Origin of the sequence: Terrabacter carboxydivorans, from assembly GCF_039532035.1 — a bacterium.
GTDB classification, from domain to species: Bacteria; Actinomycetota; Actinomycetes; order Actinomycetales; family Dermatophilaceae; genus Terrabacter; species Terrabacter carboxydivorans.
This window is the reverse complement of record NZ_BAAARE010000001.1, coordinates 228,385-252,827: the sequence shown is the minus strand read 5'-3', so window position 1 is coordinate 252,827 and position 24,443 is coordinate 228,385. Positions and strand designations below refer to the sequence as shown.

19 protein-coding genes and 3 pseudogenes are annotated in these 24,443 nt (G+C 68.0%); 18 read left to right on the top strand and 4 right to left on the bottom strand.

Going from position 1 to position 24,443, the window contains the following annotated elements; all coding sequences use genetic code 11:
• Positions 1-8: 8 nt before the first annotated feature.
• From ABD297_RS01215 to ABD297_RS01200, 4 genes are read left to right on the top strand one after another with little or no spacing between them, the layout of a single operon-like run.
• Entirely contained in the window at positions 9-1,397 is a 1,389-nt protein-coding gene (locus ABD297_RS01215) for a cytochrome P450 (protein WP_344252297.1), read from the top strand.
• Positions 1,394-2,608 (top strand): NAD(P)/FAD-dependent oxidoreductase, encoded by a 1,215-nt coding sequence (locus ABD297_RS01210; RefSeq protein ID WP_344252296.1) that lies wholly within the window; start codon positions 1,394-1,396, stop codon positions 2,606-2,608. Before ABD297_RS01215 ends, ABD297_RS01210 begins: the two co-directional genes overlap by 4 nt.
• Positions 2,605-4,203, top strand: coding sequence for a GMC family oxidoreductase (locus tag ABD297_RS01205; RefSeq protein WP_344252295.1), 1,599 nt, complete (start codon positions 2,605-2,607; stop codon positions 4,201-4,203). The genes ABD297_RS01210 and ABD297_RS01205 overlap by 4 nt, the downstream gene beginning before the upstream one ends.
• A gap of 1 nt (position 4,204) precedes the next feature.
• Positions 4,205-5,773, top strand: coding sequence for an aldehyde dehydrogenase family protein (locus tag ABD297_RS01200; protein ID WP_344252294.1), 1,569 nt, complete (start codon positions 4,205-4,207; stop codon positions 5,771-5,773).
• Between the two features lie 420 nt (positions 5,774-6,193).
• Here ABD297_RS01200 and ABD297_RS01195 read toward each other — a convergent pair.
• Positions 6,194-7,389 (bottom strand): annotated as a pseudogene (locus ABD297_RS01195) (IS3 family transposase).
• Between the two features lie 104 nt (positions 7,390-7,493).
• Between ABD297_RS01195 and ABD297_RS01190 the strand changes: the two are divergent.
• Positions 7,494-7,676, top strand: a complete 183-nt coding sequence (locus ABD297_RS01190; protein ID WP_344252293.1) for a nuclear transport factor 2-like protein — start codon at positions 7,494-7,496, stop codon at positions 7,674-7,676.
• 440 nt (positions 7,677-8,116) lie between these two features.
• Here ABD297_RS01190 and ABD297_RS01185 read toward each other — a convergent pair whose 3' ends face one another.
• Positions 8,117-8,722, bottom strand: a complete 606-nt coding sequence (locus ABD297_RS01185; RefSeq protein WP_344252292.1) for a TetR/AcrR family transcriptional regulator — start codon at positions 8,720-8,722, stop codon at positions 8,117-8,119.
• A gap of 127 nt (positions 8,723-8,849) precedes the next feature.
• On the opposite strand from ABD297_RS01185, the gene ABD297_RS01180 reads away from it, so the two are divergent.
• The 9 genes and pseudogenes from ABD297_RS01180 (at position 8,850) to ABD297_RS01140 (ending at position 16,930) form a co-directional block, all read left to right on the top strand.
• Positions 8,850-9,752: a CoA transferase gene (locus ABD297_RS01180; protein ID WP_344252291.1), complete on the top strand. Its 903-nt coding sequence runs from the start codon at positions 8,850-8,852 to the stop codon at positions 9,750-9,752.
• 23 nt (positions 9,753-9,775) lie between these two features.
• Positions 9,776-10,341: pseudogene (locus ABD297_RS01175) on the top strand (AMP-binding protein).
• A 37-nt stretch (positions 10,342-10,378) separates the two neighbouring features.
• Entirely contained in the window at positions 10,379-10,870 is a 492-nt protein-coding gene (locus tag ABD297_RS01170; RefSeq protein ID WP_344252290.1) for an enoyl-CoA hydratase/isomerase family protein, read from the top strand.
• Positions 10,867-12,042, top strand: coding sequence for a thiolase family protein (locus ABD297_RS01165; RefSeq protein ID WP_344252289.1), 1,176 nt, complete (start codon positions 10,867-10,869; stop codon positions 12,040-12,042). Before ABD297_RS01170 ends, ABD297_RS01165 begins: the two co-directional genes overlap by 4 nt.
• Positions 12,043-12,053: 11 nt before the next feature.
• Positions 12,054-12,797, top strand: a complete 744-nt coding sequence (locus ABD297_RS01160) for an SDR family NAD(P)-dependent oxidoreductase (RefSeq protein ID WP_344252288.1) — start codon at positions 12,054-12,056, stop codon at positions 12,795-12,797.
• Between the two features lie 11 nt (positions 12,798-12,808).
• Positions 12,809-14,500, top strand: a complete 1,692-nt coding sequence (locus tag ABD297_RS01155; protein WP_344252286.1) for a long-chain-fatty-acid--CoA ligase — start codon at positions 12,809-12,811, stop codon at positions 14,498-14,500.
• Positions 14,493-15,269 (top strand): enoyl-CoA hydratase/isomerase family protein, encoded by a 777-nt coding sequence (locus ABD297_RS01150; RefSeq protein WP_344252285.1) that lies wholly within the window; start codon positions 14,493-14,495, stop codon positions 15,267-15,269. Before ABD297_RS01155 ends, ABD297_RS01150 begins: the two co-directional genes overlap by 8 nt.
• A 9-nt stretch (positions 15,270-15,278) precedes the next feature.
• A complete protein-coding gene (locus tag ABD297_RS01145; protein WP_344252284.1) occupies positions 15,279-16,433 on the top strand; it encodes an acyl-CoA dehydrogenase family protein in 1,155 nt (384 codons plus the stop codon).
• A gap of 35 nt (positions 16,434-16,468) precedes the next feature.
• The gene (locus ABD297_RS01140; RefSeq protein ID WP_344252283.1) at positions 16,469-16,930 is read left to right on the top strand and encodes a MaoC/PaaZ C-terminal domain-containing protein; all 462 of its coding nucleotides are present in this window, start codon (positions 16,469-16,471) and stop codon (positions 16,928-16,930) included.
• A gap of 38 nt (positions 16,931-16,968) precedes the next feature.
• Here ABD297_RS01140 and ABD297_RS01135 read toward each other — a convergent pair whose 3' ends face one another.
• Both ABD297_RS01135 and meaB read right to left on the bottom strand, forming a co-directional pair.
• The gene (locus tag ABD297_RS01135) at positions 16,969-18,162 is read right to left on the bottom strand and encodes an IS30 family transposase (RefSeq protein WP_344252282.1); all 1,194 of its coding nucleotides are present in this window, start codon (positions 18,160-18,162) and stop codon (positions 16,969-16,971) included.
• Between the two features lie 479 nt (positions 18,163-18,641).
• Positions 18,642-19,348, bottom strand: a pseudogene (meaB, locus tag ABD297_RS01130) (methylmalonyl Co-A mutase-associated GTPase MeaB).
• Between the two features lie 99 nt (positions 19,349-19,447).
• Between meaB and istA (ABD297_RS01125) the strand changes: the two are divergent.
• The 4 genes from istA (ABD297_RS01125) to istB (ABD297_RS01110) all read left to right on the top strand — a co-directional run bounded on the left by istA (ABD297_RS01125) (position 19,448) and on the right by istB (ABD297_RS01110) (position 24,417).
• Entirely contained in the window at positions 19,448-20,683 is a 1,236-nt protein-coding gene (istA, locus tag ABD297_RS01125) for an IS21 family transposase (protein ID WP_344252281.1), read from the top strand.
• Positions 20,683-21,492 carry an IS21-like element helper ATPase IstB gene (gene istB, locus ABD297_RS01120; RefSeq protein WP_344252280.1) on the top strand — a complete coding sequence of 270 codons (810 nt, stop codon included), beginning with the start codon at positions 20,683-20,685 and terminating at the stop codon, positions 21,490-21,492. Before istA (ABD297_RS01125) ends, istB (ABD297_RS01120) begins: the two co-directional genes overlap by 1 nt.
• Before the next feature lie 571 nt (positions 21,493-22,063).
• The gene (gene istA / locus ABD297_RS01115; protein WP_344252279.1) at positions 22,064-23,644 is read left to right on the top strand and encodes an IS21 family transposase; all 1,581 of its coding nucleotides are present in this window, start codon (positions 22,064-22,066) and stop codon (positions 23,642-23,644) included.
• The gene (istB, locus tag ABD297_RS01110) at positions 23,641-24,417 is read left to right on the top strand and encodes an IS21-like element helper ATPase IstB (RefSeq protein WP_344252278.1); all 777 of its coding nucleotides are present in this window, start codon (positions 23,641-23,643) and stop codon (positions 24,415-24,417) included. Before istA (ABD297_RS01115) ends, istB (ABD297_RS01110) begins: the two co-directional genes overlap by 4 nt.
• Positions 24,418-24,443: the final 26 nt, after the last annotated feature.

Here is a 24,443-nt window from a genome sequence, read left to right as displayed (position 1 = left end):
TCGACGAGATGAAGATCCCCGAAGCAGTGAAGATGAAGGTCGAGGCGGCCATCCCGCTGGATCGACAGATCCAGGGCGCTCACCTCTACGACAAGGGTCGACGCTTCCTCACAGGCATGAACGGGGAGAAGTTGTTCGTCGAACGGCCGATTCCGCCGGTCGAGGACGTCGCGCTGGTTGACATCGACCTAAGCAACCCGTTCCTCTACCGCCAGGGGCGCTGGGCGTCCTACTTCGAGCGCCTGCGCAACGAGGCCCCGGTGCACTACCAGCCCAACAGTGCCTTCGGACCGTTCTGGTCCGTAACGCGTCACGCCGACATCATCGCGGTGGACAAGAACCACGAGGTCTTCTCGGCAGAGCCTTTCATCATCATCGGGGAACCGCCGCGGTTCATGGACATCGCCATGTTCATCGCCATGGACCCGCCCAAGCACGACGTGCACCGGCGAGCCGTCCAAGGTGTCGTCGCTCCGAAGAACCTCCGCGAGATGGAAGGCCTCATCCGGGAGCGCGTCAGGGATGTCCTGGACAACCTGCCCGTCAACGAACCGTTCGACTGGGTGAGCACTGTGTCGATCGAGCTGACCGCCCGCATGCTGGCAACGCTGCTGGACTTCCCCTTCGAAGAGCGCCGCAAGCTCGTGGAGTGGTCGGACTTGGCGACCTCGATGGAGCAGGCCAATGGCGGTCCGTCCGACAACGACGAGCTTTTCCGCGGCATGGTGGACATGGCGCGTGGCATCAGCGCCCTGTGGCACGACAAGGCCGCCCGGCTCGCGGCGGGCGAAGAGCCCGGGTTCGACCTGATCACGATGCTGCAGAGCGACGAGAGCACTAAGGACCTGATCAAGCGTCCCATGGAATTCCTCGGCAACCTGGTTCTGCTCATCGTCGGGGGCAACGACACCACACGCAACTCGATGAGTGGGGGCGTTCTCGCGCTCAACCAGTTCCCCGACCAGTTCGAGAAGCTCAAGGCCAACCCGGAGCTGATCCCAACCATGGTCTCGGAGATCATCCGCTGGCAGACGCCGCTCGCCTACATGCGGCGGGTCGCGAAGACCGACACCGTGCTGAACGGTCAGACGATCCGCAAGGGTGACAAGGTGGTCATGTGGTACGCCTCCGGCAACCGCGATGAGACCGTGTTCGAGCGACCGGACGAGTTGATCATCGATCGCCGCAACGCTCGCAATCACATCGCTTTCGGGTTCGGCGTGCATCGGTGCATGGGCAACCGTTTGGCAGAGTTGCAGCTGCGGATCCTCTGGGAGGAGCTGCTCCCGCGCTTTGAGAGAATCGACGTCGTCGGGGAGCCGGAGTACGTGCAGTCCAACTTCGTCCGCGGAATCAGCAAGCTGATGGTCGAACTCACCCCTAGGCGCGCCGGATGAGCTCAGTGCGCGCGGTGGTCGTCGGGGCCAGCCATGCCGGAGCGCAGCTGGTTACCAGCCTTCGCCAGGGTGGCTGGCCCGGCGAGATCCTGCTCGTCGGGGACGAACCGGTGCTGCCGTACCAGCGACCTCCCTTGTCCAAGGCGTACCTCGCTGGCAAGCTCGGGTTGACGGAGTTGGCCATCCGTGCGGAGGACTTCTACGTCAAGCAGGACATCAAGCGCGTGACCGCAAGCGTGGAGGAGATCGACCGGTCGGCGGGCGAGGTCGTGCTCGGCACGGGTGACCGGTTGTCCTATGACGCTCTCGCTCTTTGTACAGGAGCACACCCCCGACGTCTCCGCGCGGAGGGTGCCGATCTCGACGGGGTCCACTACCTGCGTCGGTCGTCGGACGTAGAGGGGATTCGCGGGGACGCGGTACCGGGCCGGAATGCCGTCATCGTCGGGGGTGGGTACATCGGTCTGGAGACCGCCGCGTCGCTGCGCGCGTTGGGCCTCCACGTCACGGTCCTGGAGGCCGCAGATCGGGTCCTCGAGCGGGTCACCGCTCCTGAGGTGTCGGCGTTCTTCACGCGGGTTCACCAAGGCGAGGGCGTCGACGTGAGGACGAACGCCGTGGTCGAGGCGCTTGTCGGCGACAGCCGCGTGCGGGAGGTGGTGCTGGCCAGTGGCGAGTCCGTCGTTGCCGACCTCGTGATCGTCGGGATCGGGATCGAGCCGACCACGGAGCTGGCCGAAGCCGCGGGCCTGGTCGTGGACGACGGAATCCTGATCGACGCCTACGCGCGCACCAGTGATCCCACCATCGTGGCGGCCGGGGACTGCACGTCCCATGACATGGCCCGCTACGGCCGCCGGATCCGTCTGGAGTCGGTTCCGAGTGCGGTGGAGCAGGCCAAGGTAGCAGCGGCAACCATCTGTGGCAAGGACAAGGAGATCGCGGCACTCCCGTGGTTCTGGTCGGATCAGTACGACCTCAAACTCAAGATCGCGGGACTCAACACCGGCTACGACGACATCGTCCTGGACGGTGATCCGCTCAGAGACCGCGACTTCACCTGCTACTACCTGCGAAGCGGTGAGCTGATAGCCGCTCACTGTGTCAACCGCCTACGGGATTTCGCGACCAGTAAGCGCATCATCACCGAGGGAACCCGGATCGACCTCGGTGGGCTCGAGCGGACGGTCGAGTCAAGGGGGACGTCGTGACGGACCGGGAAGTCTTTACCCACGTGGTGGTAGGGGCCGGGAGTGCCGGCGCCGTGGTCGCGGCGCGACTGACCGAGGACCCGTCCATCTCGGTCCTGCTGCTCGAGGCTGGAGGCCCAGCCGACGCCGACGAGGTGAGCATCCCCGCGGCGTTTGCCAACCTGTTCAAGACCCGGTGGGACTGGAACTACCAGACAGCCGAGCAGAAGCAACTGCAGAGCCGCCGCGCCTACTGGCCACGGATGAAGGCGCTCGGCGGCTGTTCGTCGATGAACGCCATGATCTACATCCGCGGCAACCGCGCGGACTACGACACCTGGCGCGACGCCTACGGTGCGACGGGGTGGGGGTTCGACGACGTGTTGCCGGCGTTCGTCCGGTCCGAGGGCAATACCCGGCTGGGGGGACCGTTTCACGGGCAGGACGGACCGCTGCACGTCGAGGACCGCCGCTACACCCACCCGCTTACGACCGCCTGGGTCGAGTCGGCCGTGAGGGCGGGGTTCAAGCCGACCGACGACTTCAACGGCGCCGAGCAGGAGGGTGCCGGGCTGTACCAGGTGACCTGCCGCAAGGGCCGGCGCTGGTCGACCGCGAATGCCTACCTCGAGCCGGCGGGCGGGCGGCCGAACCTCACGGTCCGGACCGGCGCGCTCGTCGAGCGAGTCGTCGTCGAGGGGGGCCGGGCCGTGGGCGTCGCCTACCAGCACGGGCGCAGGATCCGCACGGCGTACGTTGACGGGGAGGTGGTGCTCGCTGGAGGGACGGTAAACTCCCCGCAGTTGCTGATGCTCTCGGGCATCGGACCGGCTGCCCACCTGCGCGAGGTGGGCGTCGAGGTGGTCGTCGACCTGCCTGCTGTAGGGCAGAACCTTCACGACCACCCGGTCGTGCCGCTGGTATTCCGCACCCGGGGGACGACCGACCTGATGGACCACAACAACCTGGTGCAGTTCGCCCGGGCCAAGGCGACCGGCACCGGCCCGTTGGTCTCGAACGTCGCCGAGGGCGGCGGCTTTTGGCGCAGCCGGGACGACCTCCCGGCGCCCGACCTGCAGGTGCACGTGGCGCCCACCGGCTTTTGGGACAACGGCCTGCACGAAGCCACCGCACGGATGGTGACCATCGCGCCGACCCTCGTTTCGGTCGCCAGCCGCGGATCGCTGCGGCTGCGCTCCACCGACCCATGCTGGCAACCCGAGATCGATCCCGGCTACTACGACGACCCGGCTGACCTCGACGCGATGACCGCCGGCGTGCGCCGGATGCTCGAGACGCTCGCGACGGGTCCGCTCGCCGAACACGTCGCGGGTCCCGGCCTGCCGACGATGGAGGCCTGGGGCGACGACCCGACCGACGCGCAGGTGGTCGAGCACCTCCGTGCCTACACCCAGACCCTCTACCACCCCGTTGGCACCTGCGCAATGGGGGCCGACGAGCGCGCGGTGGTCGACCCCCAGCTGCGGGTCCGCGGCGTCGAGGGCCTTCGGGTCGCGGACGCCAGCGTGATGCCGATGGTGACCCGCGGCAACACCAACGCCCCCACGATCATGATCGGCGAGCGTGCCGCCGACCTTCTGCGCGGAAAGGCCTGAAATGACCACGACCACCTCCACGACGCCCGCGAACAGCGCGTCCGAGCGCCGCCGGTTCGAGTCAGTCAATCCCGCCACCGGCGACGTGGTGGGTGTGCACGCCGTCCATGAGGAGGCTGACGTGCGGGCGGCCGTCGCCCGGGCGCGCGCCTCGGCAGACTGGTGGGCCGGGCTTGGATTCGACGGCCGCAAGCAGGTGCTGACCCAGTGGCGCGGCGTCATCACCCGCCGGCTCGCGCAGCTGTGCGACCTCGTCTACCAGGAGACCGGCAAGCCGCACGGCGACGCCCAGCTCGAGTGCGCCCTGGCGATCGACCACCTCGCCTGGGCCGGCTCGCACGCCGAGAAGGTGCTCGGCCGCCGGCGAGTTTCGTCAGGCCTGCTGCTGGCCAACCAGGCCGCATCAGTGGAGTACCTCCCCCTAGGCGTCGTCGGTGTCATCGGCCCCTGGAACTACCCGGTCTTCACGCCGATGGGCTCGATCGGCTACGCCTTGGCCGCCGGGAACACCGTCATTTTCAAGCCGAGCGAGCTGACGCCCGCGGTCGGTATCTGGCTCGCCAACAGCTTGCGCGAGGTCGTGCCCAACCACGGCGTGCTACAGGTCGTGACCGGGTACGGCGAGACCGGCGCGGCGCTGTGCAGGGCCGGCGTGGACAAGATCGCCTTCACCGGCTCGACCGCCACGGGCAAGCGGGTGATGGCCGCCTGCGCCGAAACGCTGACCCCGGTTATCATCGAAGCCGGCGGCAAGGACGCACTCCTCGTAGATGAGGACGCCGACCTCGAGGCCGCGGCAGGCGCGGCCGCGTGGGGAGCGTTCGCCAACGCCGGCCAGACGTGCGTCGGGGTCGAGCGGGTCTACGTCCACGAGCGGGTGCACGACCGGTTCGTCGAACTGCTCGCCGAGCGCGCACGCGCCGTGCACGGCGGCACCGACGTCGACGCGAAGATCGGCCCGATGACGATGCATGGCCAGCTCGACGTCGTACGCCGGCATGTGGCGGACGCGCTCGCCCGCGGCGGACGGGCAATCGTGGGCGGCACCGAAGCGGTGGGGGACCGGTTCGTGCAGCCGACCCTGCTTGTTGACGTGCCCGAGGACAGCGATGCGGTCACAGAGGAGACGTTCGGGCCGACAGTGACCGTGCGCAAGGTGCGTGACATGGACGAGGCGGTCGAGCTGACCAACGGCGGCAAGTACGGCCTGGGCTCGGCGATCTTCACGGCCAAGCGCGGCAACGACCTCGCGCGCCGGCTCCGCACCGGGATGACTTCGATCAACTCGGTGATCTCGTTCGCGGGCGTGCCGTCGCTCCCGTTCGGCGGGGTGGGCGATTCGGGCTTCGGGCGGATCCACGGACCCGACGGGTTGCGGGAGTTCACCTACGCCAAGGCAGTCACCCGAACCCGGTTCAAAGCGCCGCTGAATCTCACCACCTTCGATCGCACCCCGGCCCAGGATTCGACGGTGGCCACCATCCTCCTCGCCCTGCACGGGCGCGCCTCCCAGCTGCCGGAGCTCCCGCGCCGGCCGCTCGAGAGGATCCGCGGCCGCCGCCCAGACTGACGGCAACCCGCGTGATGGTGCCCACGTGGCCGGGCTCACCCGCACATGCCAGCCACACGATGCAGTTCAACGGCGTGTCACGACGGGTTGCGCTGGGCCTCGAACAGCCGTCTTCCCCCACGCCGCCCACCGCTGTGACTGGGCGTTTCTGCGTTGCCGCATGGCAGGCTAAGGTTCAACGGTGTCAACGGGGCAGTGGACCAGTCGAAGCGATTGATTCACCTGATGCGATACGCGTACTAGACGTTGTCATTATGCTGGTATAGGCGATGTTTAGAGATTCTTAGAGATCCCTAGATGGAGCTCCGAACGTGTCAGCTTGCCACGAGCGGTACCCACTCAGGCCAGCTGGCCCCTAACCGGCCTTGCCGCCGAGCCGGGACTGCCCCCGGTTTGGTTGACACTCGGGGTTGATGGTTCTCAGGCCGCGTCTGCGGCTGTGTAGATCATCTCAAACTCGACCGGGGTGAGCTTTCCCAGGCCGCGTTACCGGCGGCGGCGGTTGTACTTCGTGTCGATCCAGACCACGATCGCGAGCCGCAGTTCCTCCCGGGATTCCCATCTCCGGGTGTCCAGGACGTTCTTCTGCAGCAGCGAGAAGAAGCTCTCCATGGCCGCGTTGTCACCACACGCGCCGACCCGGCCCATCGACCCGAGCAGGCCGTTGTTCTTCAGCAGCCGGATCACCTTCTTGGACCGGAACTGGGCGCCCCTGTCGCTGTGCAGCATGGTGCCCGCCGGGGCGCGGAGCGCGATCGCGTTACGGATGGCGCAGGCAGCCAGGGAGGACTTCATGCGCGAGTCGATGGAGTAGCCCACGATCTTGTTGGAGTAGCAGTCCTTGACCGCACACAGGTAGAGCTTGCCCTCGGCGGTGGGGTGTTCGGTGATGTCGGTCAACCACTTCTCGTTCGGCCGGGCGGCGCTGAAGTCGCGGGTGGGCCGCCCCGTCGCGTCGGCCGTCTTCAGCAGGTCGTCGTGCACCGGTGGGCCCGGCCGACGGCCCGAGCCTCGGCGTCGGTGATGCGCTGCGAGGATGCCTTGCGCCGAGCACAGCCGCCACACCCGGTTCTCACTGGCGACGATTCCGAGGTCGGCGAGCTCGTCGGCGATGAACCGGTACCCGAGGCCGGGATCCTCGGCGTGGACCCCGAGAGCGGCCTCGATCAGGTGCGCGTCGTCCCAGTCCCGATCCGAGACAGGCTCTTTGAGCCACTTGTAGTACCCCTGGGTCGTCAGGCCCAGCACCCTGCACGCCACCGCGACCGGCACCCTGACAGAAGCGTCAGGGGCACCGGTCGCGGCCATCTCACGGACGAGCGGGAAGACTATTTTCCCGGCAGGTTCGCCTGTGACAGGTAGGCAGCCGCCCGCCGCAGGACCTCGTTCTCCTGCTCCAGCAGCCGGATCCGCTTGCGCGCCTCCCGCAGCTCGGCGGCTTCCTTGACCGTGACGCCGGGACGGTGACCGTCCTCGACGTCGGCGGCCTTCATCCAGTTCGACAGGCAACCCTCGGAGATCCCGAAGTCCTTCGCGATCTGTTTCAACGGAGCACCGCCCTTACGGGCAACCGCCACGACGTCGTCGCGGAACTCCTTGGGATACGGCTTCGCCATGACCGACATCCTTCCAGCGAGGACGAATCCTCACACGTCAGGTGTCAACCAAACCTGGGCAGCCCGTCGTCCGGCGGGGATACGCAGCTTTCAGTGCTGGTGACATGGCGGCGCTCACTGAGCTCTTTGCGGACGATGCGGCTTGGCACATGCCCGGCGGCGGGTCCCTCTCAGGGACGAAGCAGGGCCGGATGCGATCGTCGTTCTTCGGCGAGTTGATGACACGCTCGGAGGGCAGTTTGGTGGTGGTCACCCCCGACGATGTCGTTGGCGGGGACAGCCACTAGGTGAGGTTGAACAGGGTCCACGCCACGCGTGGCACGAACACTCTGGATCAGCACGGGGTCATCGTCTTCCAGTTGCTGACGGGCGAGTCACCGAGGCCCGCGAGTTCTTCGAGGACACGGCGGCCAACGACGAGTTCTGGGGCTAGCCGGAGCGCGAAGGAAGCGCCGCTTCTCGCAGCCACGCACGGCGTCGCCGGCCGCCCACGGCGGTGGGCCTGGGCCTGCGCAGCTCGTGGCCGGAACCGCCACCGACAACGACGCGAGTAGCTCGGCCCTCCAATCGGTCGGTTTCGTCCGATTCGGCCGTGAGCGCTCTGTCGCCAGGCTGGCCGATCGGAGCTGGGCGACGACGGAGAGGGTCGGTTGAGTTGCGAACCTTCGCAGGGGATAGGGCGCTGCCGTCGCGGCATGGCAGCAGCGCCTAACAGGTTCGGTGGACCTCAGCGAGTCACGGTAACGACGAGTTGCGGCAGTTCCCTGCCCTCGAGGTCGTCTGCGAACTCATTCCCGATGCGGTCGATCAAGGGTTGCAGGAACAGCCGTCCGAGCTGACGCACCATGATCGCTATGACCTGCTCACCGATGGTGTGCTTCGTCGATATGATCCCCGCCTCACGCAGCTCGTGGACCTGCTGTGCGGATAGTTGGCTGAGGCGGCTCACGAGACCGCCGTGCTCCGTGCTGCTGTCGAGCAGGGCTCGGCGCAGGTAGTCCACGAGGGAGGGATCGGCGGCGAGCATCTGCGCCACGGCGCGGTCGCGGGCACCCGTTAGCTGCTCGGGAGGGCAGCCCCCCAAGGGAACGGAGGCGATGGCCGCGGCGAACTGGCTCACGATTGCGAGCTCGACGGCCTCGCGGAGCGCCTCCTTCGTGCCGTAGTGATGCACGATGAGCCCGACCGTGACGCCGGCGGCGGTGGCCACCGTCCGCATCGGGGTGGCATCCACGCCGCGCTCGGCGAAGAGCTCAAGCGCTGCGCCCAAAATCCTTGCCTTCGCGCTGACGTCGGTTGCGAGGAGGCGCTCGGCCGCAACGGGCTGCGCCATGTCGGTTCCTCCTGTGGTTTCTACGGGACGGCTGATCGTACCCATTGCGCGATCCACCAATCTCCTATACAAATGTACAGCAGCGCGCTATACATTCGTATAGCGGAGTCGCTTTCGAGGAGGAGCCATGGGCCCCACTCCCATCCCGCCGTTGCGTGGCGTCAGGGTCGTCTCGCTGGCCGTCAACCTGCCAGGGCCTCTGGCTTGCGCTCGCCTCATGTCGCTGGGCGCCGAGGTCTGCAAGGTCGAGCCGCCGTCCGGCGACCCTCTGCGGACCGTGGCCCCCGGGTGGTACGCGGAGCTCACCGCCGGGCAGGAGGTGGTCACGATCGACCTCAAGAGGGTAGAAGGGCGTGCAGAGCTGGATCGGCGCCTTTCGGGCGCTGACGTTCTCCTCACCTCGATGCGGCCTTCGGCCCTAGTGAGGCTGGGGCTCTTGTCGCTCGTCGAGCGCCACGGTCTGGTCTTGGTCGAGATCGTCGGCTACGACGGCGACCGCGCTGACGAGGCGGGACACGACCTCACGTACCAGGCGGCTTGGGGAACGCTCGACCCTCCCTCGATGCCTCTCGTGCCTCTCGTCGACCTGCTGGGCGGTGAACGCGCCGTCAGTGCAACCCTGGCCGGAATCCGTCGTCGTCAGCTCGGCGAACCGTGCGCCCACGAGAGGGTAGTCCTCGACGATGCCGCGGCCGCGGCGTCGGCCGGCGTGCGGCACGGCCTGACCGGTTCCGGTGACGTCCTGGGCGGCGGGAGTGCTGCATACGGCCTCTACCCGAGCGCTGACGGATACGTCGCCGTGGCAGCGATCGAACCGCACTTCGGCGAGCGCCTTGCGGTGTCCATCGGCGCGACCCGTGACGAGCTCGAGGCCGAGCTCGCCTCGGAGACCAGTGCGCACTGGGAAGCGCTGGGACGTGCTCTGGACATCCCGATCGTCGCCGTCCACCAACCGGGAGCCGCCATGGCACGCCCTGTCGCCATCACGGCCTCGGCCGCGGCCTCAGGCGCGGCCTCAGGCCTCGTCTGACCCGCGACACCTAGGAGCACGTCATGCCCAGCATCGCTCGGGTCCTTGCCCGGACGGCCGCACGAGTGCCCGACCGGCCCGCTCTCCGGTTCGGCGCGAAGACATCTAGCTACGCCCAGCTCGACGCTATCGTCAACCAGGTCGCCCGCGAGCTGGCCGACCGGGGGCTGCGCAAGGGGGACCGATTGTTGCTGCTCGCCGGCAACAGCGACGCCTCGTCATCGCGCTCTATGCCGGGTTCCGGCTGGGGGCCATCGTCGTGCCGGTCAATCCGCGGTCCGCGCCGCCCGAAGTCGACCACTTCGTCACGGACTCCGGCGCGAGGCTGCTCCTCTTCGGACCCGAGCTCGTCGAAAATGTCCGCGGATGGCAGGCACAGCACAAGGGCTCGGGCGGCGTACCTGCCCTCGCGCTGGGGGATGCGAACGGTTTCGACGACGTGCTCACAGCCTCGTCCACGCAGTCCGGGGACCCGCTCGATGTCGAGGTCGCCGAGGACGACGACCCGCTCATCATCTACACCTCCGGCACGACCGGGCGACCCAAGGGCGCTCTTCGACCAGCACTGCATCCTCTGGGTGGGGATTAACACGGCGCTCAGTCTCGGGTTGCACGAGGGGGAACGGATGCTGCACGTCGCGCCGCTCTACCACTCGGCCAGCCTCGACATGCTGCTCATCGGCGGGATGATGTACCGCGCGACGCATCATCCGGCCTGGGCAGCACGGTTCGCGCAGATCTTCCCGCGTGTCGGGCTGTCGATCGACCTCGGCGGAAGCTGGGTGCTGCCGCGGCTCGTCGGCCTCCGGCAGGCGAGGGAGCTGGCTTTGCTCGGGGACGACGTCGACGGCGAGCGGGCCACCCGGATCGGGCTCATCACCCGCTGCGTTCCGGCGCACGAGCTCGACACGGCCGTCGACGACCTGGCCCGGCGGCTCGCCGCGTTCTCCCCATCTGCCCAGGCCCGCGCCAAGCACCTGCTCGACGCGACATGCGATGACACCCTCGACGACGCCCTGCACCGCGAGGCGGCCGCACAGGTCGCCAACGCTTCCACGCCCGAGTTCCACCACGCCCTGACCACCTTCCGCGCCCGCCCGCAAGGAGCCCAACCATGACCCGTGAAGCCGTCATCGTCGACGCCGTCCGCACACCCGTCGGTAAGCGCGGCGGCCTGCTGCGCACCTGGCATCCCGTCGACCTGCTCGCGCACACGCTCGCCCACCTCACCGACCGCACGGGCGTGGACCCGGAGCGTCTCTCCGACGTCATCGTCGGCTGCGCCATCCAGCGCAGCGAACAGACCGGCAACGTCGCCCGCAACGCTCTGCTCGGCGCCGGCCTACCCATCGGGCTGCCTGGCACGACGCTCGACCGGCAGTGCGGGTCCGGGCAACAGGCTGTTCACTTCGCGGCCCAGGCGATCAAGTCCGGCGAGTACGACTTCGCCATCGGCGCTGGCGTCGAGTCCATGAGCCGGGTCGACCTCGGCCCGCTCTTCGTCCCCGGCGGCGAACGAGGGAACTGGTACGGCGAGCGGGCCCTCGCCCGGTTCGACGGCGACCTGCCCGCACAGGGCCCGTCCGTCGAGCTCGTGGCGAAAAAGTGGGCCTTCACCCGCGAGCAGCTCGACGCCTTCAGCGTCCAGAGCCACCTGCGCGCCGCTGCCGCAACCGACGCCGGCCACTTCACCTCGGCGCTCGTGCCCCTCCACGGCACGGATAAGGATGGCACGAGCACACCGATGGTCCGGGACGAGGGCATCCGCTCCGACATCGACCCTGCGCGGGTCGCCGCCCTCCAGCCCGTGTTCTCGCCGGACGGGCTCATCACTGCCGGCAACGCCTCCCAGATGAGCGATGGCGCCGCCGCCCTGCTGGTGGCCGAGCGCGCCGCAGCCGAGGCGGCCGGCCTGCGCCCCCGCGCGCGGATCGTCTCGATGGCCGTGGCCGCCGACGACCCGGTCCTGCAGTTCACCGCAATCGTCCCGGCCAGCCAGAAGGCCCTGGACCAGGCGGGCCTCACCGTCGGCGACATCGACCTGGTCGAGGTCAACGAGGCCTTCTCGCCGGTGCCGCTGCTGTGGCGGGAGGAGTTCGGGTACCCCGAGGACCAGCTCAACGTCAACGGCGGCTCCATCGCCATCGGTCACCCGCTCGGCTCGACCGGCGCCCGGCTGCTCACCCAGCTAGTCAACGAACTCGAGCGCAGGCAGGCCCGATACGGCCTGCTCACCATCTGCGAGGGCGGCGGCATGGCCAACGCCACCATCATCGAGCGCATCGCCTGAGAGGAACCGCCATGGACATCAGCAACCGCACCTTCCTGGTCACCGGAGGCGCATCCGGGCTCGGGGGCGCGACCACCGCCGCCTTGCTTGAGCGAGGCGCGCACGTCGTCGTCGCGGACCTCGCCGGGACCGCACCCGCCGGTTCGGTGTTCGTCGAGACTGACGTCACCGACCCCGACGCGGTGACCCACGCCGTTGACGTCGCCACCCAGCAGCCGGGACGACTCTCGGGCGTCGTCAACTGCGCGGGCATCGGTGTGGCCGAGAAGGTGCTCGGCAGGAGCGGCCCGCACGCATTGGACGTCTTCACGAAGGTCCTTGCCGTGAACCTCGCCGGCACTTTCAACGTCATTCGCTTGGCCGCCGCCGCGATGAGCCAGGCCGAGCCTGGCCCCAGCGGAGAACGTGGCGTCATCGTCAACACCGCCTCGGCCGCCGCGTTCGACGGGCAGATCGGCCAGGCGGCCTACGCGGCGTCCAAGGGCGGTGTCGTCGCGATGACCCTGCCCATCGCGCGTGAGCTCGCCCGCTACGGGATCCGCGTGGCCACCATCGCGCCGGGCCTGTTCCTCACCCCGATGATGGGCGCGCTGCCTCAGGCCGCGCGCGACTCCCTCGGCCAGCAGGTGCCCTTCCCCGCACGACTCGGCGACCCGGCGGAGTATGCCGCCCTCGCCGTCCACATCATCGAGAACCAGATGGTCAACGGCGAGGTGATCCGTCTCGACGGAGCCCTGCGCATGGCCGCACGCTGAAGGAGAACGCCATGACCACAACATCCCCGAGCCGGACCATCGTCACCGGCTACCCCTCCACGATGGGGGACGACGTCCAGCTCAACACCACGACCCTCATCCGCCACGCAGCACGCACGCACCCCGAACGTGAGATCGTCTACCGCACCTCGGACGGCGGATGGGCGCGCTACTCGTACGCGGCGGCATACGAGCGGATCATCCGCGGCGCCAACGCCCTTCGGGGGCTGGGCGTTCAACCGGGGGAGCGGGTCGGCATCCTGGACTGGAACAGCCGACGCCACTACGAGCTGTACTGGGCCATCCCCGGGCTCGCGGCCGTCATGGTCCAGCTCAACCTCCGGCTCGGGCCCGAGGACCTTGCCTTCGTCATCGAAGACAGCGGCAGCTCCGTCATCTGCGTCGACGAGACCCTGCTGCCCGTCGCCGAAGCCGTCGCCCCGCGCCTGCCCAACGTGCGGGCCTGGGTCGTGATGACCGACAAGCCGCTCTCGCAGATCAAGACCACGCTGCCCAACGTGCTTCACTACGAGGACCTCGTGGCGGCAGCGAGCGCCCGCATCACCTGGCCCGAGGTCGACGAGCACGCCGCCTACAGCGCCTGCTACACGACCGGCACGACCGGCCGCCCCAAGGGCGTCTACTACTCGCACCGCGCCATCGTCCTTCACTCGTATGCCATCGCCACCAACATCGGCATGGTCCTGGACGACTGCACGATGCTGATCACACCGATGTTCCATGGGCAGGCGTGGGGGCTCCCACAGGCGGCGACGCTGATGGCCAACAAGATCGTGCTTCCCGGCCGCTACATGGCCGAGGACACCAAGCCGCTCACCGACGCGATCATCGCCGAAGGCGTCACCATCACCAACGGCGCGCCGGCGATCTTCCTGCCGATGCTGCACTACATCGAGACGCTCGAGCACAAGCCGGACCTGTCGCGGCTGCGCATGATGTCCGGCGCGACCGAGCCGCCGTTGACGATGATGCGTGGCTTCCACGACCTGACCGGCGCCGAGATCGTGCACGCCTACGGGGCAACCGAGACCACGCCGCTGGTGACGATGAACCGCTACAAGCCGAGCGTGCGTGAGCGGCTGACTGAAGGTGAGCTGCTGGAGCTCAAACGCAAACAGGGCCTTCCCGTCTCGGGCGTCGACGTACGGCTCATCGACGGAATGGGCAACGACGTCCCCTGGGACGGCGTGACCCAGGGCGAGATCTGCATGCGCGGGCCGTGGATCACCACGACCTACCACCACATGCCTGAGGACGACCGCGCCGGCCGGTTCCACGACGGCTACTGGCGCAGCGGCGACGTCGGCACCATCGACGCCGACGGATACCTCAAGGTCACCGACCGGCTCAAGGACGTCATCAAGAGCGGTGGCGAGTGGATCTCCTCGATCGACATGGAGAACCTGCTGCTCGCCCACCCGTCCATCGCCGAGGCCGCCGTCGTGGGGCTCGCGCACCCGAAGTGGCAGGAGCGGCCGTTCGTGCTGGTCGTTGCCAAGCCCGGCCACGAGGTGACGCTCGACGACGTGCGCACCCACCTGTCGAGCGCGTTCGCCCCTTGGCAGCTGCCCGACGCCATCGAGGTCGTCGAGGAGATCCCGCGCACCAGCGTGGGCAAGTTCGACAAGAAGCGGATCCGCTCCACTCGTGCGAACACCTACGGAGGACAGGTCAATGCCTGAGCAGCTCGTGACCATCGAGACCTGGGGCGCCACAACGGTCCTCACGCTCGACCGCCCCTCCGCACTCAACGCCCTGAGCCGCGAGCTCGTGGACCAGCTCGCCGACCGGCTTGCCGAGGCGGCGGCCGATCAGGCTGTCCGCGTCGTAGTCCTCACCGGGTCCCCGACGGCATTCTGCGCCGGGGCCGACATCAGCGAGATCCCCCACATGGTCGACGCATCGCCACTGGAGAGATTGGCGTTCGACCGGCTCTTCGAGACCCTCGCGTCCCTGCCGATTGCGACGATTGCGGCGGTACGTGGAGTCGCCTTCGGTGGCGGGTGCGAGCTCGTGCTCGCCTGTGACACCGCAGTTGCCGGGCGATCGGCCCGCTTCGCCGTGCCCGAGGTGAAGCTTGGGGTGATCCCGGGCGCCGGGGGCACGCAGCGCCTCGTTCACGCGATCGGCAAGGCGAAGGCGATGCGCATGCTCCTAGCAGGCGCGCCGGTTGACGCCGAATGGGCCTGCGCCGCGGGTCTCGTCGCGGAGGTGGTGGACGATGGCGAGGTGCTCGACCGCGCTCTCGACCTCGCCGAGCAGATCGCCCGCAACGCCCCACGAGCCGTCGCGTACGCCGCAGACTCGGCCCGCCGGGCCAACGACCTGCCGCTCCAGCAGGGCCTCGCCCACGAACGCCGCAACTTCCTGCTCGCGCTCGGCACGTCCGACGCCAGCGAGGGGATCGCCGCCTTCACCAATCGACGCACGCCAGCCTTCACCGGCAGATAGGACCCTCCCGTGATCCTCGACAAATACACCTCCCCCTGGCTGGAGGGGGAACTCATCGACCTCCAGCAGCTCACACGCACCTTTTTGGACAAGGAGGTCGTACCTCACCAGACGCGCTGGGCCGAGCAGCACATGGTGGACCGCGACTTCTGGCATACCGCGGGTCGGGCCGGCCTCCTGTGTGTCAGCATCCCCGAGGAGTATGGCGGCGGTGGCGGCACTTTCGCGCACGAGGCCGTCATCGCGGCAGAGCAGGCGCGCGTCGCCGATGACGCCTGGGCCAACATGGTGCACAGCACGATCGTCGCGCACTACATCGCTGCCTTCGGCACGGAGGAACAGAAGCGGCGCTGGTTGCCCGGTGCCGCATCCGGCGACCTCGTCCTTGCCATCGCCATGACGGAGCCAGGCACGGGCTCGGACCTGCAGAGCGTACGTACGCGCGCAATCCGAGACGGAGACGTGTACGTGCTCAACGGCTCCAAGACCTTCATCTCCAACGGAACTCACTGCGACCTACTCGTCATCGTCGCCCGAACGAGCGACGAGCCCGGCGGCAAGGGACTGTCCCTCATCGTCGCGGAGACCCAAGACCTCGCCGGCTTCGAGCGCGGACGAGTCCTTGAGAAGATCGGCATGCACGGGCAGGACACCCGCGAGCTGTCGTTCACCGACATGAGAATCCCTGCAGCGAACCTGCTCGGCGGGGTCGAGGGCCAAGGTTTCGTCCAGCTCATGGACCAGCTGCCCCAAGAGCGACTCATCATCGCGGTGAGCGCTGCCGCCACCGCCGAGGCTGCGGTCCGGCAGACCATCGACTACGCCAAAGAGCGGATCGCGTTCGGCAAGGACCTGCTCTCCTTCCAGAACACCAGGTTCGTCCTAGCCGAGTGCGCTGCAGATGCCCTGGCGGCCCGCGCACTCGTCGACAGCTGCATCACACGTCACGTCGCCGGCGAGCTCGACGCCGCGGGCGCCTCCCTGGCCAAGTTCTGGTGCACCGACATTCAGAACAAGGTGGTCGACCGCTGTCTGCAGGTCTTCGGCGGCTACGGCTACATGATGGAGTACCCTATCGCCCGGATGTTCGCCGCCGCTCGCGTCCAGAAGATCTACGGCGGCACCAACGAGATTATGAAGGAACTGGTGGCCCGATCGCTATGAATGGCACCCACGCCGAGACGTCCAAGACCATGCGATTGTCCGCAGAGCAGATGCCCGTCGGTGTCGAGGTCGACTGCGGCTCGCACGTCGTCACCGAGGACCAGATCGTCGAATTCGCCTCGCTGTGGGACCCGCAGTACTTCCACGTCGACCAGGAAGCCGCAGTCCACAGTGACTTCGGCGGGCTCATCGCCAGCGGGGTCCACACGACCGCGATTTTTCAACGGCTCGCCGCGACCGGCGTGTATCGAAAATACGACGTAATAGCCGGCAAAGAGATTCACAATCTGCGCTTCCTACGCCCCGTCCGCGCCGGTGACGTCCTGACCGCCACCCTCCTCGTCCAGTCCGTTGAGCCCGACGGACCCGGACGCTGCCTAGTGACGATTCACGGAAGCCTGCACAACCAGCACGGCAGGCCTGTCCTCGAACTAGAGGTCGACTCTCTCTTGAGATCAGAGACAGCAATTCGCCGAAGTAGCGCGACCAGCCGCTAGTGTCGCGCGTCGTTAATTGATTTCCAAGGTGGGCGGATTCAGCCGGTCAACGCAACACCTGGTGGGTTTGTTGATTGTGACAGTAGCCGGTCGAGTGCTTCTGCGGGTGTGCGCCAAGCGAGCCGTTTGCGCGGCCGAGTGTTGAGCTCACGGGCGACGAAGTCGAGGTAGTCGTGGTGGTAGCCGGACAAGTCCGTGCCCTTCGGAAAGTACTGCCGCAGCAGGCCGTTGGTGTTCTCATTCGTTCCGCGTTGCCAAGGTGAGTGAGGATCGCAGAAGTAGATGTCAAGGTCGGTCGCTGCCGCGATCTGAACGTGGTTGCTCATTTCGCGTCCTTGGTCCCACGTCAACGTCCGTCGCAGGCTTGCCGGCATGTTGCTCATCACCTCGACCATCGCCTGTTGGACCTCGACCGCACCATGGGCCCCGGGCAGGTGCAACAACGCGACGTACCCGGTCGCCCGCTCGACCAACGTGCCGATCGCGGACTTGTTCTCCGCACCGGTGATCAGATCCCCCTCCCAATGGCCCGGGACCGCCCGATCTTCAACCTCGGGTGGACGTTGGCTGATGTTCACCATGTCGGCGATCCGGCCACGCCGTTCGCTGGTGCGGCGGCGCGGTTTACGTAACGCCCGACCGGTGCGCAGGCATCGAGAAAGGTCTCGGCGCAGTCCGCCTCGGCCCTGCACGTACAGCGCTTGATAGAGCGTCTCGTGGGACACGCGCATCTCCAGGTCATCGGGGAAGTCGGCCACCAGTCGGTGGCTGATCTGCTCCGGGCTGTGCTTGAGGAGCAGCTGCTGCTGGACATGGTCACGCAACCGCTCGTGCCGCGCCAACAGCCGCACCCTTGGCCGTCGGGCCCGCCGGTCCGAGCCCGCCTGCGCCACCGATGCCCGGTAGCCGCTCTTGCGGCGAACCACACCGCGCGACAGCTCACGACTGATCGTCGAGGCAGAACGGCCCAGTGCCCGCGCGATCTGTCGCACACCTTCACCGGCCGCGTGGCGACAGCTGATCTCCTCACGCTCGGCGAAGGACAATCGTGGCACAGCAGCGGACACGGGTGCGGTGGCATCAGGCATCACCCCGCCAGCCTCGCGGAACCAACGCCAGGCCACCGACTTCGACACACCGGCGACCGAGGCCGCCTCGGCCACAACGACCCCGGTCCTCATCTCCCGCCAGAACTTTCGACGGACCTCGTACGCACGAGCGGGACGACCCATAACCAGCACCTCTTCATCAGGAGGTGTTGCGTTGACCGGTTGAACTCAAGGTGGGCAGAAGCGCCAAAATGTGGCCACCAGCTCGCCCATCACCGGCACCAGCCGCTTACCTCGCCGGCGCCACCAACACCGCGCAACAGAACCGCAACGCCGCCACGACGTCCGCCCCGTTCGTCGGGGCCGCACGACCTTCGGCCGCAGGGCCTGCTCGAGCGCCCTACGAGCGTGGTTGCGGTGCCAGCCCGTCGTCGCGCACAGCTCGTCCAGGATCGCGGCCTTCTCCGCCCGACTCGCCCGCTTGTAACGCGCCGCGATCGTCCTGGCCACACTGCCTGCCCCTGGCTCATCTTCAGTTCCATGATCGGGGGCCTACCGGCAGTCGGGGTGTAGGTGCTGGAGGTGGTTTGCCGCTGCGAGGGCGAGCGACGCGACCGTATTCGGGTCTAGCTGGCGGGTGCGGACAGCGTCGGTGAACTCGCTCAGCTTCGCTTCGTCCGGCGCAGCCAGGGTATCTCGGCTGGCTTGTGTGCGCCGATTAGCTGCAGCGCTTCGCGTCGTAGGTGAAGTTGCCGGTCGGCGTCCAAACGGCCGCTGTTTTGGTGCTCGGTGACGAAGGCGTCGACGTGCTGGACAACCTTGAGCACGCCCTCGTCGACGTCGGCCCTCGTGAGGAGAACGGCAGGTCGAGTGGCTCGGTCCTGCAGTCGGACCATCGCCTTTAGTTGGCTTTGTGTGCGTTGCGCGCCGTCACGGTCGGCTTTATTGACGACGAAGACATTTCCGATCTCGAGAATGCCGGCCTTCATGATTTGGATCTCGTCGCCGCCGCCGGGCATTGTCACAGCACGGTGCAGTCGGCGGCGTCAGCGATGGTGACTTCGCTCTGGCCTACACCTACGGTCTCGACGAGAACGATGTCGAGGCCGAGCGCGTCCAGAACCCGGATCGCCGCGGGAGTGGCTTCAGCGAGTCCGCCGAGGTGAGCCCGGGTAGCCATAGAGCGAATGAATACGCCGGGATCGCATGCTACAACGGACATGCGGATTCGGTCGCCGAGTATCGCTCCGCCTGTGAACGGGCTCGATGGATCAACGGCAAGTACTCCCACCGTGCGACCGGACTCCCGCCAAACTCGGACCATGGCTGCGACGAGAGTCGACTTTCCGACGCCTGGAGGGCCGGTGATGCCGACGACGACGGCGCGGCCGGTGTGCGGTGTCGACGACGCTCGAAAACGAGGCCATGACGACGCCTGAAAACGAGGCCACCCAGACAGATTGGATGGGTGATCTCAGTGGAAGATTGGGCTTTGATTCGGCGGCTGGTCGCGGACGGTGTTCCGCAGCGTCAGGTCGCGCGGGATTTGGTGATCGGTAGGTCGACGGTGCAGCGGGCGTTGGCGTCGGACCGGCCGCCGAAGTACGAGCGGGCGGTGGTGCCGACGTCGTTCACGGCGTTCGAGCCGCTGGTGCGGCAGCTGCTCGCCACGACGCCGGACATGCCGGCCACGGTGCTGGCCGAGCGGGTCGGGTGGACCGGGTCGATCACGTGGTTTCGCGACAATGTTCGACGGCTGCGTCCGCAGCACAGGCCGGTCGATCCCGCGGACCGGTTGACGTGGCTGGCTGGTGATGCGGCGCAATGTGACCTGTGGTTCCCGCCCAAGCGGATCCCGCTCGAGGACAGCTCCACGGCGCTGCTGCCGGTGCTGGTGATCACGTGCGCACACTCGCGGTTCATGCTCGCCCGGATGATCCCGACCCGGCACACCGCGGACCTGTTGGGCATGTGGGAGCTGCTGGGCCAACTCGGCCGGGTCCCGCGGCGACTGATCTGGGACAACGAGTCCGGCATCGGCCGCGGCAAACGGCACGCCGAGGGCGTCGGCGCGTTCGCTGGCACCCTGGCCACCACGGTGCAGCGGCTCAAACCCTACGACCCTGAGTCGAAGGGGCTCGTGGAGCGACGCAACGGGTTCTTCGAGACCTCCTTCATGCCCGGGCGTGACTTCGCATCCCCGGCCGACTTCAACACCCAGCTCACCAACTGGCTGGCCATCGCGAACGCCCGGATCGTGCGCACCATCAAGACCCGGCCGGTGGACCGGCTCGAGGCCGATTGGGCCGCGATGCTGCCCCTGCCACCGGTCGCACCGGCCCTCGGGTGGGTCAACCGGGTCAGGTTGGGACGCGACTACTACGTCCGTGTCGACTCCTCGGACTACTCCGTGGACCCCGCGGTGATCGGCCGGTTCGTCGACGTGACCGCCGACCTGTCTCGGGTCGAAGTCCGCCACGAAGGACGCCTGGTCGCCGCCCATGACCGCGTGTGGGCACGCGGCATGACCATCACCGACCCCGCCCACGTGGCCGCGGCGAAGGTGCTGCGCGAGCAGTACCAGCACCCCCGCCCCGCACCCGACCCACACGAGGGGCTCGTGCGCGACCTGGCCGAGTATGACCGCGCCTTCGGGCTGGTTGACCAGATCGCCGACGTGGACACCCAAGGTGAGGTGGCCTGATGACGACCAGCAGCAGGAAGACCAAGACCGACGCCACCGAGGCACTCAAACAGCTGACCTATCTGGCCGCCGCGTTGAAGACGCCCCGGATCACCGAAGCAGCTGCTCGCCTGGCCGACCATGCCCGCGACACCGGCTGGACCCACGAGGAGTACCTCGCCGCGGTCCTGGACCGTGAGGTCGCCGCCCGCAACGCCTCCGGCGCCCAGCTACGGATCAGGGCGGCCGGGTTCGCCGCGAGGAAGACGCTCGAGGAGTTCGACTGGGACGCCCAACCAGCGGTGCGACAACAAGTCGCCGCGTTGGCCTCCGGCGGGTTCCTGACCGAGGCCCGCAACGTGGTGCTGCTCGGCCCGCCCGGCACCGGCAAGACCCACCTGGCCACCGGCCTGGGCATCGCCGCCGCCCACCACGGGCACCGGGTCCTGTTCGCGACCGCGACCGAGTGGGTCACCCGGCTGACCGAGGCCCACCGCGCCGGCCGGCTACCCGCCGAGCTCACCCGGCTGCGGCGCTACGGGCTGATAATCGTCGACGACGTCGGCTACCTGCCCTTCGAGCAAGACGCTGCGAACCTGTTCTTCCAGCTCGTCTCCTCACGCTACGAACACGCCTCGCTGATCCTGACATCGAACCTGCCCTTCAGCGGCTGGGGCGGCGTGTTCGGCGACCAAGCCGTCGCCGCAGCCATGATCGACCGCGTCGTCCACCACGCCGACGTCCTGACCCTCAAGGGCGCCAGCTACCGGCTACGCAACCGCGGCATCGACACCCTGCCCAGCATCAGAACCCAAGACACGGCAGACTAGAAACCGACGAACCGGTGGCCTCGTTTTCGAGCGTCGCATCGGCCTCATTTTTGAGCGTTGCCGACAGTGCGGGAAGAGCTCAGCCAGTGGTCTTGATGCTGCTGGGTGACCGTCTTCGATGAGCGTGATCAGGCGTGCCGCCGCGCGCGTCTCTCCTGCCAGGACCCGTTGCGTCAGAGGCGACTGTTCGGTAAGCATCCACTTCCTGTCATCGCGAATACGCCGTCGTGAACTAGACGGTATGGAGTGACCGCTCGGGTTGGCCGGGGGGTTGCGGGCCGGGGCCTCACTCACACATGTTCGTGGGTTACCGAGTAGGGGCTGCCTGCTCGGCCTATCCGACCGTTGTGGGAGGCCCCGGTGTTTACCGAGCGTACGAGTGTGGGGCTCGATGTGCTGTCGATGGCCATGAGAAAGTCCCCACTGGTGGCCAGGTGAGGTCCCCGCTGGTGGCCAAGTAGAAGTCCCCACCCCTTGCTCGAGGAGTCGTGTCGATCCGGAGCGTGAGCCCTTGAGCGGTGGACGGTGGCGGTGTCTAGCCAGCCACTGCCACCGCCCAGGGAGAGCTCCATTGAAGAGCATGAGGGAAGAGATGGACATTGTTGCCGCCTACCAGCTGGTGGGCTCCTACCGTGGCGCCGCGGAGATCTGCGGCACCACCCACAAGACCGTCAAGCGGGTGATCGAGCGGACCTCCGTCACCGCTGCAGGCGGGCAGCGCCCGGTCCGGGCGCCACGCCCGAGCAACTACGAAGTCGTCCGGGCCCTGGCCACGGACGCGGTCACGGCCGGGAAGGGCCGGGTCAGCGCCAAGCGGCTGCTGCCGAAGGCGCGGGCGGCGGGGTACACCGGGTCGGACCGCAACTTCCGGCGCCTGGTCGCGCAGGAAAGACGCCGCTACCGGCGCGTCAACGGCCATCCCCGACGCCCCGCGGTGTGGGCCCCGGGTGAGCACCTGGTCATCGACTGGGGCGTCATCGCCGGCGTCCACGTCTTCTGCGCCGTGCTGGCCTGGTCGAGGGTGCGGTTCGTGCGGTTCGCCGCTGACGAGAAGCAGGACACCACGCTGCGGCTGCTCGCGGAGCGCTTCGAGGTCCTCGGTGGGGTCCCGGGCGTGGTGCTGACCGACCGGATGGGCTGCCTCAAGGGTGGGGTCGTCGCGAACCGGGTCGTCCCGACCCCGGACCTGGTGCGGTTCGCCACGCACTACCGGTTCCGCCCGGACTTCTGCGAGGCCCACGACCCGGAGTCCAAGGGCCTGGTCGAGAACCTCGTCGGGTACGGCAAGGACGACCTGCTACGGCCGCTGATGCTGCAGCAAGCCATGCACGAGGGTGGCACAATCGACGAACCGGCTGTCACCGCAGCGGTGCTGGCCGACCTTCACGCCGCCAACGAGCAGGCCGCGGCCTGGTGCATGCAGGTCAACACGGCCGTGCACAGTGAGACCTGCGCGGTTCCGACCGAGCGGCTGACTCAGGAGCGGGAGCTGCTGAGCCCGTTGCCGTCACTGCGCCTGAGCATCGGGCCACCGCCGGTGACCCGCAAGGTCGACAAGCTGGCCACGATCCGGCTCGGCTCCGCCCGGTACTCCGTCCCGCTGCGGCTGCGCGGGGCCACCGTCGCGGTCGTGACCGAGGGCCCGAACGTGGCCATCATCGATCCCGCCACCGGGGAAGTCCACGCGCAGCACTCGCTCGTCGCCCCGGGTGAGGCCTCGATCCTCGACGAGCACTACGGCGGCCCCCGGTCGGCACCGCGTCGGTCGGTACGACCGAAAACGGCTGCGGAGAAACAGTTCTGCACGCTCGGACCTGCCGCGGAAGCGTTCATCGTCGGGGCCGCCGGTGCCGGGCACACCCGCCTCGGACCCGAGCTGACCGAGCTGAACACCCTGGCTGCAGCTCACGGTGAGAACGTGTTCATCGCCGCGCTCGAGCGGGCCACCGCGTTCGGGCGGTGGCGCGCAGCGGACGTGCGGTCCATCCTCGCCGCCGGCACCGGGACACCTCAGCCTCGGCACGCGGGCAACGCCCTCGTCATCGACCTCCCCGTGACCCCGGGTCGTCTGCTGAGCGAGTACACACCCGTGCTACTACCTGAAACCCCAACAGTAGCAACGGTTCCTGTCCAAGCGGAGGCGTCGTCGTGACCGCCAAGGCCGTGCCCGAGCTGCCCGCGGACCTCGCCGCTGGGCTGCGCCGGCTCAAGCTGTCGACCATCCGCCAGCTCGCCCCCGAGCTGTTGCTGACCGCGAAGACCCAACGCTGGACACCCGAAGAGATCCTGCGGACCCTGATCGAGGCCGAGGTCGCCTCCCGTGACGCCTCGAACACCGCCGCCCGGCTCAAGGCCGCGACCTTCCCCGTGAGGAAGACCGTCGAGGAGTTCGACCTCACCGCCTCCTCGATCCCGCCGCCGACGTGGGCGTACCTCACGTCGTTGGAGTGGATCCCCGCCCGGGAGAACCTGGCCCTGATCGGGCCCGCCGGCACGGGCAAGAGCCACACGCTCATCGCGCTCGGACACGCCGCGGTCGACGCCGGGTACAAGGTCAAGTACGCCGCCGCCGCCGACCTCGTCGAGACCCTGTACCGGGGCCTGGCGGACAACAGCGTCGGCAAGACCATCGAGACCCTGCTGCGCCACGACGTCCTGCTCCTCGACGAGGTCGGGTTCGCCCCGCTCGACGACACCGGCACCCAGCTGCTGTTCCGGCTCGTCGCCGCAGCCTACGAACGCCGATCCCTGGCCATCGCCTCGCACTGGTCGTTCGAGGACTGGGGCCGGTTCCTGCCCGAGCACACCACCGCCGTCAGCCTCCTGGACCGGCTCCTGCACCACGCCACCACCGTGGTCACTACCGGCCAGTCCTACCGCATGCGCGACGCCAAAACCCGGACAGGAGGCCGCCCCAGCACGTGAGCATCACCGCGAGGGGTGGGGACTTT